This window comes from bacterium (assembly GCA_040755755.1).
In the GTDB taxonomy this organism is placed as follows: domain Bacteria; phylum SZUA-182; class SZUA-182; order DTGQ01; family DTGQ01; genus DTGQ01.
In genome coordinates, this window is the sequence record JBFLZW010000085.1 from 1 (window position 1) to 17578 (window position 17578).

Genomic DNA, 17578 nt, shown 5'->3' on the forward strand with positions numbered 1-17578 from the left:
GAAGCAAGCAAAAAGTAAAAAAGCACAAGGAGGAACTTATTTTACTTTTACTTTTCAATGATATCCTCTGCGTCTCAGCGTCTCTGCGGGAAAATTACTAATTCTTATGTAAGTGCCATTCTAACTAAAGGGTGTATTGTGTTATCGATATGATCGAAAGAAGCTGTCAGTTATCAATTTTCACTTTTTTGCTGACCACTGGCCACTGATCACTGACCACTCCAAAAAAATGGCAGCCTCCTGTTTCTTCCTCCTTAAATTATCCCCTCCTCCCCTTTTTGTCTGAAAAGGGGAGGAGGGTTTTTTAAGGAAGGTGACCAAAGGGAATGATGAGCTTTTATCCCCCCAAACTATCAATCATTCTCACCTTGGTCGAAACAGGAAGGCTGCCCTAAGTACTCTTTAAACAGGCAGAGCGCATCCTGAGGAGTGACACTGCCATCCTGGTTTACGTCAGCGCACCGGTGGCATGTCTCGATACCGAGATAGCACTTGAAGGCCATCAGAGCATCCAGGGGAGTGATGATTCCATCCCCGCTCAGATCGCCGTTACAGGCCGTTTCCTGCACCCGCCTGATGGTAATTCTGGCCGCTGCCGAAGCGGCATTGCCTGCCTTGTCAGTGGCCCTGAAGGTTACTGCCGTGTCCCCGGGGCCAAATAGAGGCGGTGCATTATGGGTAATCCTGCTGATCGAGCCATCGACTGCATCCACAGCCGTGGCCGCTTTCAGGAATTCCTGAATCTGCGGGCTGCTCACCGCCAATCCTTTTTCATCCCGTACCTCGATGACGACATCGGCTGGACAGCGGATAACCGGAGCCGTGCGGTCAAGAACGGTCAGAACAGCCGTACAGATGTCCCGGTATCCCTGGCCGTCCTGCACTCTGAAGGTCACGCTCGTCTGACCGGGAGGAAAAACCTCGCCAGGAGCGTCGCTGGTCACTGGAACCTCTCTTCCAGCGGCATCAATCGCCCTTGCTTCACCCAGCAGGGAGGCTATTTCCGGATTGCTGGCAGGTGTGCCCTGCGGACCGGTCTGCTCGACGATCCTGTTTCCAGGGCAGGTTATGGTTAATGGTGCTGGGGTTGCCGCCGACTGCCTGATGGCATAGAACCCAAAGGGAGTGCTCTGCCACCAGGTAGTTCCGGCCATAGCCTCGCTGGTCTGGGTGAAGAGGTAACCTTCGAACTTCTGATCGTCACCGCGCTGGTTGGGAGTGTCGGGAAAATCGATATAAAATAGTACCTTGTGATCAGGCCCCCATTCCCTGGGCAGAGGATAGGAACCTGTCCTTACATAACCATATACCGTATGCTCTTTGCCGTCCGAGCCGGTGCAGGTGCCTTCGATATTGGGTATGCTCTCGATGATGTCATCGATGCCTGCCCACAGCTTGAGCGTCCCTTTCCAGCCGTCATGCACCATGTCATAGGTTCCGAGAAAATTATTTTTGGATGAGGGGGCAAGGGTAAGACTGCCGGTTATTCCCTGGAATTGAAGGATGTCGGTCGATACAGGCTCGCGAAGGGAGTCCTCGGTCAGGAGCCCGGTCAGGGGCTTGACCGTGATCGGGAAGAGGGACACGGAGGAGGCGGCGATACTCAGTGTGGATTTCAGGGCGTAGAATCCAAACGGTGTACCCTGCCACCAGGTGACACCGGCTATGGCATCCCTGGTCCAGGTAAAGAGATAGCCCTCGAATTTCTGGTCGTCATCCTGCTGCCAGGTATCGGAAAAGTCGATGAAAAACCGGATCTTGTGGTCCGGCCCGAAGCTTTGCGGCAGGGAATAGGTCCAGGTCCGGACATAGCCATAAACCCGGTGAACTTTTGCGTCCGATCCGGTATAGGTGCCCTCGATATTGGGCGTATTCTCGATCGTGTCTCCCCATGTGGCCCACAGTTTCAGGGTCCCGTGCCAGCCGTCATGGACCATGTCATAGGTTCCCAGAAAATCCTGCCTCTGGATCCTTGAGACTCCGCCGATCCTGAGCGAGGGATCCCCGAAGAGGTGAAACTTCCAGGGCTGGTGGAAATCAGCCACCTTGGTCCAGTCCGCGGGGTTTACCGTGGCCGGAGGCACATGGGTCTGGTAATACTTTCTGACCATGTAATTCCACATATCACCCAGGGTCCTGCACTGATATTTGTACGACTCGAAGAAGTACTTGTCCAGATCGCGGCTGAACGGCTGCGCCCCGGTGACACATCCGACATATCCGATCGCGCCGGTGTTATGCCTGACCAGAAAGCGCTCGGCCATGCTGTCGGGATTGTCAGCCTGCTGGATGCAGGCCGGTTGCGGAGGCACGCTGGAGAAAACCTCGCCGCTGCTGGTTCCCTGATGATGAGTCCCCGAAAGATCCGTATAAGGACCATAGGGCGGCTGCGTGGTGAATTGAGCGGTGTCGCAGGCACCGGCAAAGATAACGGGCAGCTTGTCGCTGTTGGTAAGGCTGGCGATATCGCTGGCGTCATAGCATCCTGACCAGCCGCTCGTATAGCCATGTCCCAGATAATTGACAAAGCCGACACCCTCATTCAGGGCAGCGTTGATATTGGCTGCATTCAGGGTCGATGTGGTCATGCAGGGATTACCCGCAGCATAGAGCTTCGTAAAACTGAACCCGCTCAGGGAATTATCGGCGATTTCCTCTTTCACCGTGCAGGCGTCGGAAACCCAGTCCGTTGTGGCCACGAGCAGGGCCTTCCTGAACCAGTCGGACCGATAAGCGTTCAACTCGTAATTCATGACCTTATTGACGTAGGTCGTAACCTCGGCCACGGTTTGTGCCGGAACCCTGCCCACGGCAAGGTCAGGATTTAAATCCACCTGATCGACATTCAGGGTGCCGGTTATGGTCTCGCCGTGAAGCTCGCCATAGTAGCCGTTGTTATTCTTATCCCAGGTATCGAAGCTTCCGTCAGACTTGTAAAGATCGGCGTAGTAGAAATCAGCCGAATAAAAGGCCCGGTCATAGGCTTCTTTCGTCCCCCGGTCATTCATGGTGTATCTGACCGGAAAGCGGTTGCAGTCCCCGACCAGCATCACGTATTTGATATCGCAATATCTCTGGTAGGCGGCAAGGCCCCTTTTGATCCGCTCCGCCTCATCCCGGCCTTCGCTGCCAAAGCCGTGATCCAGATTCTGCCAGCTTGAAATAACCGTGCTGATCTCGGTGTAATCCTTGTGCGCTTTCAATGGCTTCAGGGCATTACAGAAGTCCTCGTGAGCCAGGATCAGAAGATCGATCCGGGCTGTGGCCAGGACAACTTTTACCAGGTGAGAAAAATCATAATGGAAATTTTTCGGCAGCTCATCAGTAAAATCCGGGACCACTGAACTGGCCCGCACCCCGATTCCTGCCAGGCCATTTGGAAAGGCCTTGATTTCCGCCAGGCTGATGGCTATTTCCCATATCCGGTGCGAGGCCAAAGACCGCGGCGAGGGTCCAAAGCCGGCTTTAAACTGGGAAAAAGTGCTCGCCAGCCCGCCTGTCGCACCCGATCCTGCATAGTAACTCCGTCCGCAACTGCCGCCGTCTGCATAGGAGCCATACAATACATCAACCCCCGCCGTAATGGCCTGGTCGTTATTTACATCGAAGCTCAGCCAGAAGCAGTCCTTTGCATCCCCCTCGCTATCTCCGGTCAGGTCGAGCAGGAGGTAAAGATTGGCAGCATCGTTCAGACACAGCAAAGAGCCATGCCCCAGATTATACACTGCCGCACCATCCCATTCACCAGAGGAAACAAGACCATCGATTTTGGGCGATACCGAAGCAAAGACGCTGTGGATATTCGGCTGGTAGACCTGAACAGGCTGACCGGGTTGTATGGGCTGATAAACCCGATCGGGCTGACTGCTGAGATCAGTCGATAGATAGGAGAGGGAGGAAGCCGGTATCCGAACCTGAGCGTTTACCTTGGCGGGTGTGATTAACCCGGCTCCAAAAGCCGGTATAGATAGAATCATGGCCAGGGCCATATAAATAGAATACTTATTCTTAAAACTCATCCCTGTCCTCCCTCACCCTAACCTCATAGCTGATTTCCCGGTAAGCTCTCCCCCTGCCCCCATCCAAAATATCAATTGACTCCCCCCTACCCCTGGAAGGATATCAATTGACTTGAGAATGTTGTTTTTCTGGTTTACCTTATTGCATGTTCGATGCCAGAGGAAAATATCGGAGGGGATTTTCATACAACGAGGCTTTTATTTAATGATAAAAGTAAAAAAGAATTTATTAGCGTCTATTCGTGTGCATTCGCGGTTGATTACAGGAATTGAAAAAAAGTGTCCGGTAGCGAATAATATGGGGGTGAATAAAACCAATGGAGTCCTTTAACCACATCCTCTTCCGTGAGGGAAAAGGAAAAAGTCTCATTGTAATATTAACTTCAGACAATGATGTTTACGGGAGAAACCGGCTGCAAATCCGCCAGCCGTATACTGTGAGGCAAGCATGGCCATTGTCCCGGAGCGCAGTCACAGGCTTTAGGCTCTGTGTCCAGGAGTATCAGGAGGGTGATGTCAACGGTGTTATCATGTGTAACCATTGTTTACTTCTTTTACTTCCCACTTCCCACTGACCACTAATCACTGGCCACTGGCCACTAATCACTGACCACTCTTCACCTCCCGCTCTTCACCCCTTGAGCACCCGGTGCAGCACTTTACCCATCTCTCCTATGTCATACGGTTTGGCGACCACTCCCTGAAAGCCGTGCTCCTGATATTCGGACATGATGGGATCGTTGGAATATCCGCTCGAGACGATCGCTTTAATCTCAGGATCAATACTGCGAAGTTCCCGGATGGCTTCATCACCACCCATGCCGCCGGGTATTGTCAGATCCAGGATAACGGCATCGAAGGGATGTCCTGACACTTTTGCCTGCTCATACAGGGCGACAGCCTCACTGCCTTCCCTCGCCAGTGCGACGTCATAACCAAGATCAGCCAGCATATCGCCGACCATCTCACGGATGCTCGACTGATCGTCCATGAACAGGATTCTCCCTCCTTCCTGTCTGGGGGGGGAGAGCAATTCTTTCTCCACAACATGCTGGACGGCAAACAGCTCTTTCTCCGAAGCGGGAAGATAGACAGAAAAAGTGGTTCCGGCTCCAGGCCGTGATGTCACGGTAATATGGCCGCCATGCTTTTTGACTATCGAATAGGTAATAGCCAGTCCCAGGCCGTTTCCCTCCGCTTTGGTAGTAAAGAAGGGATCGAATACCCGGTGAAGATAGTGCTCCGGGATCCCGACTCCCTGGTCCTTCACCGATATCCTGATATATCTCCCTTCTTGCAGCGGCAGGCCGCTCTGTGCCTGCACCAGGACGTTTTCAGCCTCGATGGAGATAATCCCGCCCTTTGGCATGGCCTGATCCGCGTTAATAATCAGGTTATTGAGAACCTGGGTTATCTGTCCCTCATCAATCTCAGCCCACCACAGGTCTTCCGGCAGGGAGAGCTTGTATTCCACGTTGGAACCGCTCAGGGCAAAACCCACGGTATCCCTGATCAGCTCCGAGACAGGCATGGTCTTTTTAATCGGCACTCCACCCTTGGAAAAGGTAAGAAGCTGATGGGTCAGATGTTTTCCCTTCAGAGAGGCGTTTCTTGCTGCCTCCAGAATTTCAAACATCCTGATTTCATCAGGCTTCAAGCGCTTTTCCAAAAGGGACAAATTGCCGATGACCGCGGTCAGCAGGTTATTGAAGTCATGAGCGATTCCGCCAGCCAGGACGCCAAGGGATTCAAGCTTCTGGACCCTTATAAGCTCTTCCTCCATGCGCTTTCGCTCGGTGATGTCACGGATAATTGCTATGGTAGCAGGTCTGCCCTGATATTGGATAAGCCCAATGGAAATATCCACATCCTTATTCACTCCATCCTTGCCATAAATATTGGTTCCACAACTGGAGACAGTTTTCTCACTCGCCAGGCAGCAACACTTATCTCTTCTGTATTCAGCGATGATCTCTAAGGCGGGCTTGCCAATCAGCTCCTCAACAGTATAGCCGCTGATATCAGCCATTGCTTCATTGGCAAATTGAAAAACTCCATCCTGGATGACCGCCACGCCATCCTTTGCCTCCTCGACCAGGGTCGAGTACTTCATTTCCGATTCTCTGAGCTGCTCCAGGGCATTCGAAAGCTCAATCGTGGTACCCGAAAGCTCGGCAGTGCGCTCTCTCACCAGTTCCTCAAGGTGAAAGCGGTATTTTTCCAATTCTGCCTCAGCCAGCTTGCGGTCGGTGATGTCCTCTCCTGAGCTGAGGACAGCGATGATCTTTCCTGCCTCATCACGCAAGACAGTATTATGCCAGGAAATAATTCTTTCTTCCCCGCTCCTGGTCAGAACGGGATTTTCAAAATACTCAACAGGCTCGATTTTTCCTGACTTTATCTTTTCAAAAACAGCCAGTACTTCACCCCTCATTCTCTCAGGAATAAAGGTGTCGAACCAGTTCCGGCCAAGGATATCTTCCTCAGCGTATCCCAGAATTTTACATCCCTTTTTATTGATAAGCGAAACCTTTTGATCAGCGTCGATCACCACAATCATAACTCCCACTACGTCAAGGTATTGTTGAGCCCTGTCCCGCTCTTCCCGCAGTCTATCCTCCATGCGCTTTCGCTCGGTAATGTCTCCGAAATCCTCGACCATACCAATTACTTCACCGTCAGGCCGCCGGAAGGGAGTTGCGGTCACTATGGAAGGTATAATGAGACCATCGCGGCGCAATTTCTCAGCATCAAACTCGACACGCTCCTCACCGCCAAAGATTCTGGCCAAAGGGCAGTGGGAGGTATGACACTCGGAGCTGGGAAAAATATCATAACATTTTTTCCCTATCACTTCATCCCGTCTGAGACCCAGGAGGTTTAAAAATGTCCTGTTGATCTTCAGGATATTGAAATCCTTATCAATCATCCACATGGCGTCAGCAGCGGTATTGAATATCTGATCAAGCTCCGCAGAGGTAGCTTTGGCTGATTCCTCGCTCTGCTTCAAATTTCTGAACAGAACAGCATAAGGCCTCATCAGCCCGGTCTCGACAATGGCTTTATAGATGAGGTAATATGAGGCAGCCTCCAGGGAGTGACCGGCCAGATTGAACGAAAGCGCTGCATAGCCGGAAAAGGTAAAGGTCAGCTCGGAGCCGATGGTCAGAACGATGGAGGCAATCAGAAGCTGCAATCCATCCGGATCGAATGACGTGCGTTTCCGACTCAGAAGGGCAATGGAAGCCAGGAGAGCACAACAGATGCCAGCCTCACTGATGGTGTTGAACAGCGTCAGTCCGGCACCGTCAATGAAGCAGGCCGGGAAAATGCGGCCAGGGAAGATAGCGACCACAAGAAGCGAAGCAGTCAGGAAATAGCCTAAAAATACCAGCCTGTTTTTCAGCTTCCGGCCAATAAACAGGGGGGCAATTAATAAAGAGACGCTCTCGATATACCGGGCGGCGACCCGAAACTGAACCGCCAGGTTGAGGCTGATGCCCCGGAATACAACCGACTGGTAAACCAGGGTGTGAACCAGATCCATGCCGGCGACGAAGAGATAGGCAATGCCGACGAACAGAAAGTAATTGTTATCCTGAAACCGGCGCGAGCTCCAGGCGAACATGAAAATCCCGCTTGCTACGATCATACCGAATATCTCAACCAGGATGTGAGAAGGAAAACCCGCAACGGCGCTCAGCGAGTGAAAACCCTGAAAAAGGCTTGCTGTCAGATACAGCCCGGCTGAGATCAAGACAACAGCAAATAGAAGCGGAAGCCTGGAGAAGATTTGATTTTTACCGAAGATCGGATTACCCCTCCATCGCGTTTTCCAAGGGATTTCTCTTTTCATCTTTGTATCTTCTTGTTCATCCTTGGCCAACAGGATAAATTCACCTTAATTAGGCCAATCCCGGTATAAATATCTAAAATTGATTTATAAACAATATCTTACGATATAATTATACGCCTGTATGGTCAAAAGGAAAAGGTGAAAAATGATACTTGGAAAGGCCTATGCAAGCAGACTTTTTTCCATTATAATTGGGAGCTTACGAAAAGTGGGAGCCTCAAGGGAGTGAACAGCCGAAGAGAATAACAGATAACCATATTTATTACCAGTTATTACCAGGGATCGAGGAGGAAAGAGCATGGGTAATTCCGGGGTCTGTCCCGCGCCGACTCTGAAGGCGGGTGAAAAATTGCATGGATTTACGGTGATACGGGTGCAGGAGATAGCCGACATTCGGGTTACGGCCTATGAGGCGAGGCATGACCGGACCGGCGCCCGTGTTTTACATCTGCACAGCGATGATCGGGAAAACCTTTTTTCCATCGGATTTCGAACCACACCGACCGATTCCACAGGGCTTCCCCATATCCTTGAGCATTCCGTTCTGGCCGGTTCCGAGAGATATCCGGTCAAGGATGCCTTTAACGAACTGGCCAAGGGGTCATTGAAAACCTTCATCAATGCCTTCACCTATCCGGATAAAACCGTCTATCCTGTGGCCAGCCAGGTCAAGGCGGATTTTTACAATCTGGCCAGGGTGTACCTGGACCTGGTTCTGAGGCCCCGGCTCTCGGAGCACACCCTTCAGCAGGAAGGATATCACTATGCGCCTGAGAATCCGTCCGATCCGGACAGTCCCCTGACTATCTCCGGCATTGTCTATAACGAAATGAAAGGCCTCTATTCCTCCCCGGATTCGCTGCAAAGCAAATTCCTGCTGGAAGGACTGTATCCGGACAGCACTTACGGCTATGACGCCGGTGGGGACCCGGATGAAATTCCCAGTCTTACCTACGAGCAGTTCAGGAATTTTCACCGGGCCTATTATTCTCCTTCCAATGCCTGGATATTTCTTTACGGCAACCTGACTACGGAGGAACATCTGCAATTTCTCGAAGAGATGCTGGCCGGGTTTGACCGGGTCGAAGTCGATTCCCGGATCAAGGACCAGCCGCAATGGCCGGGGATGCGCCGTATCCATAACCGGTATCCGGTCAGCAGGGAGGAGCCGCTCGAGCGCAAAAGCATGGTTGACCTGGCCTGGATAGCCGGTGACAGCCGCGATCCGCAGGAGATACTGCTCCTTCAGATTGCCGCTATTGCCCTGGTGGGAAGTGCCGGGGCCCCTTTGCGCAAGGCATTGATCGATTCAGGGCTCGGCGAAGATCTTTCCCCTGCTACCGGCCTTGAGAGGGACCTGAAGCAGGTACCCTTCATCGTCGGCCTGCGGGGCACGGATATTGACAAGGCAGACCAGATCGAGCAATTGACCTTTGACACGATGAAAAAAATCGTCAAAGAGGGCTTCGATCCTCAATTAATTCACGGTGCCCTGCATCAGGTCGAGTTCCACGGCAAGGAGATTGCCCGCACTGCCATGCCCTATGGCATCACCCTGATGGGCCGGGCTTATCATACCTGGCTGTATGAGGCAGACCCCCTGGCCGGATTGCAGTTTTCCACGCTGATCGAGCAAATCAGACAAAAGTGGCAGCAGCAGCCCAACCTGTTCGAGCAGGTCATTTCCCGGCATATCCTGGAAAATCCTCACTGCCTGCGCTCTGACATGGAGCCGAGCCATACCTGTCAGGAGGAGAAAGAGGCTGCTTTTCGCCAAAAAATGGCCGGGTATAAGGCTTCGCTCTCCAGGGCACAACTGGAGGAAATCATCCGGAATGCGGAAAACCTGCGCCGGGAGCAGGCTGCCCCGGATTCCCCGCAGGCCCTGGCCTGCCTGCCCCGGCTGGAATTGAGCGACATTCCCCGGGAGATTGAAACCATTCCCACGGAAAAAACAGCCATTGCCGGTATCCCGGCCCTGGAGCATGAAATTTTCGCCAATGGCATCGTCTATCTCGATCTGGCCTTTGATGTTTCGGATATTCCCGATGATCTTCAGCCCTACCTGCCGCTTTTGGGCACTCTGACCCTGGGCATGGGAGCAGCAGGGAAAGGCTATGATCTTATGTCCTCTCAGATTGCCCTGAAGATCGGGGGCTTGAGCTGCACCCTGTCCGCCGGTCAGACCGTAGAAGGCGAAGAAACCTGGCAAAAGATGATTTTTCGGATGAAAATGCTTCACCGGAATATCCAGGATGCGGTTGAGCTTCTCGATAAACTTCTGACTCAGGGAGACCTTTCGGACCGGACCAGGATGCAGAACCTGCTGGCCGAAGAAAAAAACGAGATCATCTCCTCCGTGATCCCGCAGGGACATTCCTTTGCCCGGCGCACCGCTTCGTCCGGCCTTTCCCTGACCTATCACCGTGACGAGCAGTGGAACGGCCTGGCCCAGGTGCGGCTTCTGGTCGATCTGGCCGAGCGGTTTTCCCGGGAAGGTGAGAGCCTGAAGGAAAAACTGGCCCGGCTGCGGGAGCATATCTTTCGCCGGGGCAGGGTCACTCTGAATCTGACCGGTGATGCAGAGGGGCTGAACGAACTGCGGTCCGCTCTCGAGCGCCTTGTGCAGGACCTGCCTTCGGGAGGAGAGCCGGGAACAGCGGCGCACTTCCGGCTTGAAAGCTCCAAAGCCAGAGGGATCGCCATTCAGTCGCAGGTCTGCTATGTGGCCCAGGTTCTCCCGGCACCCCGCTACCTTTCCGGCCCGGCCCCTGCCCTGTCGGTACTTGCCCACGAGATGGCCAGCGGCCCCCTGTACAACCGCATCAGGGTGCAGGGCGGTGCCTATGGAGGACACTCCATCTACGACAGCATCAACGGCAACTTCGCTTTCCTCTCCTACCGGGACCCAAATCTCGAAGAGACCATCAAAGTCTACGGGGAAACGGTGGATGAGGTTTCATCAAAGGAAATTTCCTCCGAGGATTTGCGAAAGGCCATTATCAGCACCATTGCCTCCCTGGACAGGCCCATGGGACCGGGCACCAGAGGCTTTACGGCCATGATCTGGGATTTTACCGGCATCACCGACGAACATCGGAAAAAGTTCAGGGAAGAGGTGCTTGCCACCACTCCGGAATCACTGCGGCAGGCGGCAGCCGCCCACCTTCGCCCAAGTTTGAGCGATTCCGTCCTGGCTGTCTACGCTCCCGAAGACCGGCTGAAGCGGGCTGGGGAGGCATTGCAGCTAAAGCTGAATATTCAACCATTGCTGGAGAGAAAAAAGAGCGAAGAGTGAAGGGTCGGAGAATAGAAAGGTTGCCATAAGTACCCAAAAAATAAAGGATACCACAGAGACACAGAGACACAGAGAGCAGTAGGATCGCTATGATAAATGGTGGATAAATACACCTTGACAACAATAAACCAGACACAGAGAAAAACAGGGCAATATTATCTCTGGTTTCAGTGTGGTCCTCTGCATCGGGTGAACCTCCCTGTTCCTCCCTGCATCCCTCTGTGCCTCTGTGTCTCTGTGGTATCCTTTGTATTTCTTTGTATTTCTTTATATTAGCAAACGTAAGTTGAAAAATATCAAACTACCACGGGAGGATTTTTCGTATCGAGTGCTGTATGAAGAATATTTTTCATTGCAGGGATAAATTGAGCGATTAAATATTCTATTTGAGAAAGGATCCGTTCTGCACCTTCTAATTTCCCTTCTTTTCCCATGAATTCCAGGGATAGCGCCAACTCAATAACACTGGAAGCTTTAAAATATGATACCGTGCTTTTGAAGCTGTGAGCTGCCCTTTTCAGCTCTTTACCATCATTTTCCGAGATTGCCGTTCGTATTGCTTCTCTATAATCCGGGTACTTTTCTACAAACAAATTAAAGATCTCTTTGCACCAATCCAAATCACCATTGAATGACTCCAAAACAGCATTCAGATCAATACCTTCATCAAATTCTGAACCTCCCCCAAATTCTGAACCTCCCTCAAATTCTGGATTCTCTGCCAATCCATCTTTCATACTCTTTTTTTCAGGAATAACCTGATTGATAGCTTTCACCAATTCAGGGATTTTAACTGGCTTAGAGATATATCCGTCCATCCCGGCCTCAAGGCATTTTTCACAATCTCCCCTTAACGCATAAGCGGTCATAGCGATAATGGGAAGATGTATGCCGGAGGATTTTTCTTTTTCTCTGATGATCCTCGTTGCCTCAAATCCATCCATAATTGGCATTTGTATATCCAGTAATACCAGATCAATAGGATGTGTTTCGACTAAATCGAGGACTTTTTGTCCATTCTCTGCCAGAACCACTGAATGACCAAGATTATTCAATAACTTGAGAGCAAATTTTTGGTTGATGACATTATCTTCGGCGAGAAGTATCTTTAAGGGTTGGATTGAGCAATCTTCTTTTTGGATTGAGCAATCTTCTTTTATGGTGTGCCTGGTGATGAGTCGGGCATTATCCGATGTGCTATCCGATTCCCCGTGCGCTAATACACTCATGATGGTACTCAAGAGGTCAGATTGCTTAATCGGTTTTGAAAGATAGCCCGAGATACCCATTTTCCTACTGCGGGCACCGTCTCCTCTTTGACCGAAAGAGGTGAGCAGAATAATCTTGACATCGGATATGCGCCTATTATTTTTAATACATCGGCTTACTTCATATCCATCCATCTGCGGCATTTGCAGGTCCAGCAACAAGAGATGGTAAGGATGACCCTCTTGAGCCGCTTTCTCAAGCTCAATTAAGGCACTTTTCCCATCCTTCGCCTCTTGCGGTAGTAATCCCCAATAGGAAATCGTATCTCGCAGGATCTTCCTGTTAGTAGAGTTATCATCTGCAATCAGAACCCGTAACCCCTGTATTTCAACTGGTCTTGATATCCACGCTGGCGGTTTCTTTTGAGTTTGAAGACGGAATTGTGCGGTAAAATGAAATGTGCTGCCTTTGCCCAGTGCACTTTCTACCCAGATTTTACCCCCCATCATTTCAGATAACTTTTTAGAGATAGTCAGTCCTAATCCCGTTCCTCTATATTTTCTCGTAGAAGAGCCATCAACCTGACGGAAGCTTTCAAAAATAATCTCTAATTTATCTTCAGGAATACCAATACCGGTATCAGAAATGGTAAAATGAAGGACGATATATCCATTTTCCTCACTTTCAGATTCACATTTAATAGATATCTCACCGGCATCGGTGAACTTGATAGCATTACCTATTAAATTGACAATTATTTGACGTAACCTGCCCGGATCACCCACCAGAGCTGCGGGAATATCAGGATCGATATAAGAGGTAAGCTCCAATCCTTTGTTGAATGCTTTTAAGGCTAATATATCAACAGTTGATTCCAGGGTGGTTCTTATATCAAAACCGATCTCTTCCAAATCCAAATATCCGGCTTCTATCTTGGAAAAATCCAAAATATCGTTAATAACACTCAATAATGATTCAGATGAAGTATTAATCATTTGCAGGTATTCACGCTGCTCCCCGGTCAATTCAGTATCCAGGAGAAGCTCTGTCATGCCCATGATACCATTCATCGGTGTGCGAATTTCATGAGACATGTTAGCCAGGAATTCACTTTTCGCTTTGTTCGCTGCTTCCGCCTGGACCTTTGTTTTCCTGAGGGCTTCTTCTGTATTCTTTTGCTCGGTGATGTCCTGGATGATTCCTTTATAATGAGTGATCTTCCCTTCCCTATCCCTCACTATCAAGGTCCAATCATTGATTATCTTTACCTTACCATCCCTGGTCACTATTCTGTACGGCTTATGAACAAACTCTTCTCTTCCCTCTTCTGTACTGAAAGCCATTACCTCCTGCCCTACCCGTTCAAGATCATCGGGATAAATGCACTGTGCATAGCTTACCTTCCCGGAAATAAAATCTTCTGCCGTGTATCCGAATAACTTGATAACATTTTCCGAAACATACTCTACCGGCCAGCCTTCCGCGTTTTTCCAGGTGAAAGCCACTGCCGGGCTTCTCCTGATAATTGTATCAGCTTCTTTTATTTTCTCTTCTGCCTGTTTGCGGCTGGTGATATCACTATAACTTTTGATAATCCCCCGCAGCTTATTATTATCAGGGTCCCGATAGGGGACGGTAGTCACCAGGCAGGAAACCCTCTCCCCAGTGCTGAGTTTGCTGTCTACCTCACATTCACTCTTTTCCCTGCCGTTTTGGATGTGTATCATCGGACATTCAGGGGTATCATATTTCAGGCATCGCCATATTTCGTAGCACTTCCTGCCTAAAACGGTATCTCTTTCCATCTTGAAAAAAGAACAGAAGGTATCATTAACCCGAAGCATATTGTAATTTTTATCAATCAGGCATAAAGGAATTGCTGCATTGAATATTTGGTCAAGCTCTGCGATGGCAAGTCTGGCTGTTTCTTCCGCTCGTATCTTTTCGCTGATATCACGATCCAGGCCAATATAACCCCGGAATACTCCCTCCTTGTCAAAAAAGGGTACTCCACTGGTTTCGATGATAACCAGATGCCCATCTTTATGAAGATTGGCATTTTTAAGTTCCTTGAACGGTTTCTGTTGAGCAGCAAGTGGAGTGAAAATATCGGCAACACGTTTTGCCTCGTCAGGAGGCATAAAGTCAAAGGGTGTTTTCCCTAACACTTCTTCCTGACTATATCCAAGTATGCTTTGTATTTTGGGGCTGACGTATGTGTAAACAGTGTTTCTATCCACTTCCCATATCCAGTCGCTGGTGGTTTCAACTAAACTGCGGAACCGCTCCCTGCTTTCCCGCAGTTTGTCCTCCGCCAGCTTGCGCTCCAGATAGATTCCCAGCATTTCAGTGACCACCCGCAGAACTTGTACCTCCAGGCTAACCCAATTACGGCATTTCTCTGTATCATCAATTCTGATAAATCCTTTGAGTGTTCCATCTGGTGAGCAAAGTGGAGTACATAACAGGGAACGAATGGCCTGAGCCTGAATATTTTTTTTCTCAGCAGCAGCCTCAGGGGGAAGCTCATCAACATCCGGTATTACGATATTTTCACCGCGCTCAAGTTTTTTCATCCACCACGGGAATATATGTATATCGATATCCTGAAGGTGGTCACCTGCCTGAGGTTCTGTCTCCGGGGCGCACCATGTATGGGTATTATGCATCTTCATTCTGTTTTCTCGAAATTGGAAGATATAAGCTCTCTGAGCTGAAACGGCTTCCCCAATGATTTTTAAGATCTCACAAAGATCAACTTCTGTTGAAGAAATGAGTAATCTGGAGGCTTTTGCTATTGTCTCTTCACAGGTGAGACGATAGTGAATTTGCTCTTCGTTTTGTAGGGCTTTTAAGGCAGCAATTTCCTGGCGCAATACTTCAATTTCTTGGATGAGTTGCTCTTTTGTTTTCCCTTCACCTTCCATCTTGTGCACCATTAAAAAAGAGAGAGCTGTTGCGTTTTACATGGTAACTTGCTCAGGTTCAAAGGGGCAAAGGCTTCTTTGCCCCTTTGAAAAAGCCCATGTCCTCTTTGTAGAGTCACATAAGCCCTTATCTCTATATTCGGTGTTTGATTCCTGGTTCTTCAGAAATAATCGCTCAGGTGCAATGCAGCCGGACTACCCTTCCGAAGGTGCACCATAGCTGGCTGACCTGAGCTGGTGGGCTGGTCCGGTCTTGTTGTCATGGCGTGCTGTCTTGATGGCTTTTTGCCGGAGAATATCGTAGTAAATCATGATTCGCTGGACATACCGCACCGGCCTCATCCCGCTGCAATAACCATATTTGCTCTGCCGGTAGTAGCGGGGCTCCGCCAGGAGGGGGAGGGTTTTTTTGAGTGAGGACCACTGCCAGGGATCCAGGTTCAGCCGGCGGGCGAGTGCCTGGGCATCCAGAATATGGCTATACCCGATATTATAAGCAGCCAGGCTGATCAGCAGGCGGTCCTGTTCCTGAGCCTTGTGGCAGAGGTTATAGAGATACCGGAGATATTTGACTCCGGCAATGATGTTCTGCTGAGGATCGAGGCGGTCCTCGATGCCCATCTCCCTGGCTGTGGCGGATGTGAGCTGCATGAGACCCAGTACGTTATTCGGGTCCAGTGTCTCAGGCTCGAAGTGTGATTCCTGATACATCATGGCGGCAATCAGGCGCCAGTCGAACTGGTATTTCCGGGATATCTCCTCGATCATGCTTCGATATTTGGGCAGCCTGGTCTTGAGCCTCTGATGGTATTTTTTGATGTCCAGGTAATCGAAGACTTCGATATCCGAATAATATTGAGCATAGATATCATAAAAGGTGCCGTTTTCCCGGATGGTCTCGAAAAAGCGGTTGATTTCCTCCAGCAGGTCCGTCTCCCCCCTGGGGACTGCCCAGGTCAGGGATTGAGCATCCTCAATGGGAAATCCGATCTGGATATCGGGATAGTATCGCCGGCTGAGAAGGGCAATGGTTGAGTCGGCTATGGTGATGTCGATTTTCTTCTGGGCTACTCTGCGGATCAGCTCTTCAACCGTAGCATCTTCGTGGACCTCGATGGTAAATCGTATCCCTGCCTGCCACAGCTTATTAAGGCACTCTTCGGAAAGGCTCCCCTTGCGGATATGAATGGTCCTTCCATCCAGGTCATTGATCGTCCTGATGCTGCGGTTATTTTTATGGAATATAACATGCCGCTGGATTGTTAAATAACCATTTGAAAAATCAACCAGTTCCTGATGGGAGGCTGAGGGAGTCAATTTAGCTGCCAAAAAATGGGTTTTCCCCATGCTTCGCACCATCTCATCCCAGCTTCTGACAATCTGTATCCGCAGCTCCACTCCGAGAAATCTCGCAAAGGCCCTGGCCAGCTCATATTCGAACCCTGCAGGCTTCCCCCGGTACTCATAATAACAAAAGCCATTGCTTTGGGTAACGAGAGTTATGGCACCTGTTCTTTTGATCCTCGTCAGGGCGCTCTCACGATTCTCCTGCCGGAGCCCGCGGGCGGGCTCAGGCTCATGGCTGCACGAGGTCATACCAGTCAGAAGCAAAAGCACGCTGACTGCCATCACCAGCCATCGGGGGATTCTCCCCGGATATCCTTTTTTAATCATGGTCACCGTTTTGCGTCAAAAAAAGATGGGTCAAAATATATACTATAAACGGCTTAGAACTGAACTTTTCCAGAGGAGCCAGGCTCCTGGCTCCTGACTTCTGGCTCCTGAGCAAAAAGTTCAATATTCACCCGTTCGTAGTATAATTTCTGTCCGCACAACCTGCCATTCCATACCGGGTCCTTCCCGGCGATTATTGACTGGTATTTGCCGTCTGGCAATCTCTTTTTTCGGCTGTTTCACCTCAAAGCAATTGAAATCAAACAGGGAAGTCAAGAAATCAGCTCGCGCTTTCGATTTTGGGCTGTCGAGGAATCACCTGAGGAATGCGTTCGCTAAATCGTACGTAACCGTAAGATTATGAGAGCGTTTCCTAAGATCAATTTAGTGGGAAGTATTTTTGAATTATTTATTGTTCATTGATAATATCACAGGAAGGCAGGGCTGGTCAAGCCCTTTTATGCGGGACAGCGATTCAGAGAGTGCCAATTTAGCAAAGGTCACCTTTTTTATTAGGACGCACCTAATCCTTTGGAATTTAGACTCAAGCCTCTTAAGTCTAAAGTGGTAGCTAACAGTTTGTCGAAGAGAAAAA

At 50.0% G+C, this 17578-nt stretch carries 5 protein-coding genes; 1 reads left to right on the forward strand and 4 read right to left on the reverse strand.

Going from position 1 to position 17578, the window contains the following annotated elements; translation table 11 throughout:
* Positions 1 to 353: 353 nt before the first annotated feature.
* On the reverse strand, positions 354 to 4019 hold the full coding sequence (locus AB1611_21900) for a C25 family cysteine peptidase (protein MEW6382226.1): 3666 nt from the start codon (positions 4017 to 4019) through the stop codon (positions 354 to 356).
* 631 nt (positions 4020 to 4650) lie between these two features.
* A complete protein-coding gene (locus tag AB1611_21905) occupies positions 4651 to 7875 on the reverse strand; it encodes a PAS domain S-box protein (protein ID MEW6382227.1) in 3225 nt (1074 codons plus the stop codon).
* Between the two features lie 298 nt (positions 7876 to 8173).
* On the opposite strand from AB1611_21905, the gene AB1611_21910 reads away from it, so the two are divergent.
* Positions 8174 to 11173 (forward strand): insulinase family protein, encoded by a 3000-nt coding sequence (locus AB1611_21910; protein MEW6382228.1) that lies wholly within the window; start codon positions 8174 to 8176, stop codon positions 11171 to 11173.
* 296 nt (positions 11174 to 11469) lie between these two features.
* On the opposite strand, the gene AB1611_21915 is transcribed toward AB1611_21910, so the two are convergent.
* Together AB1611_21915 and mltF are read right to left on the reverse strand one after the other, a co-directional pair.
* Positions 11470 to 15309, reverse strand: coding sequence for a PAS domain S-box protein (locus AB1611_21915; protein ID MEW6382229.1), 3840 nt, complete (start codon positions 15307 to 15309; stop codon positions 11470 to 11472).
* 195 nt (positions 15310 to 15504) lie between these two features.
* A complete protein-coding gene (gene mltF / locus AB1611_21920; GenBank protein MEW6382230.1) occupies positions 15505 to 16983 on the reverse strand; it encodes a membrane-bound lytic murein transglycosylase MltF in 1479 nt (492 codons plus the stop codon).
* Positions 16984 to 17578: the final 595 nt, after the last annotated feature.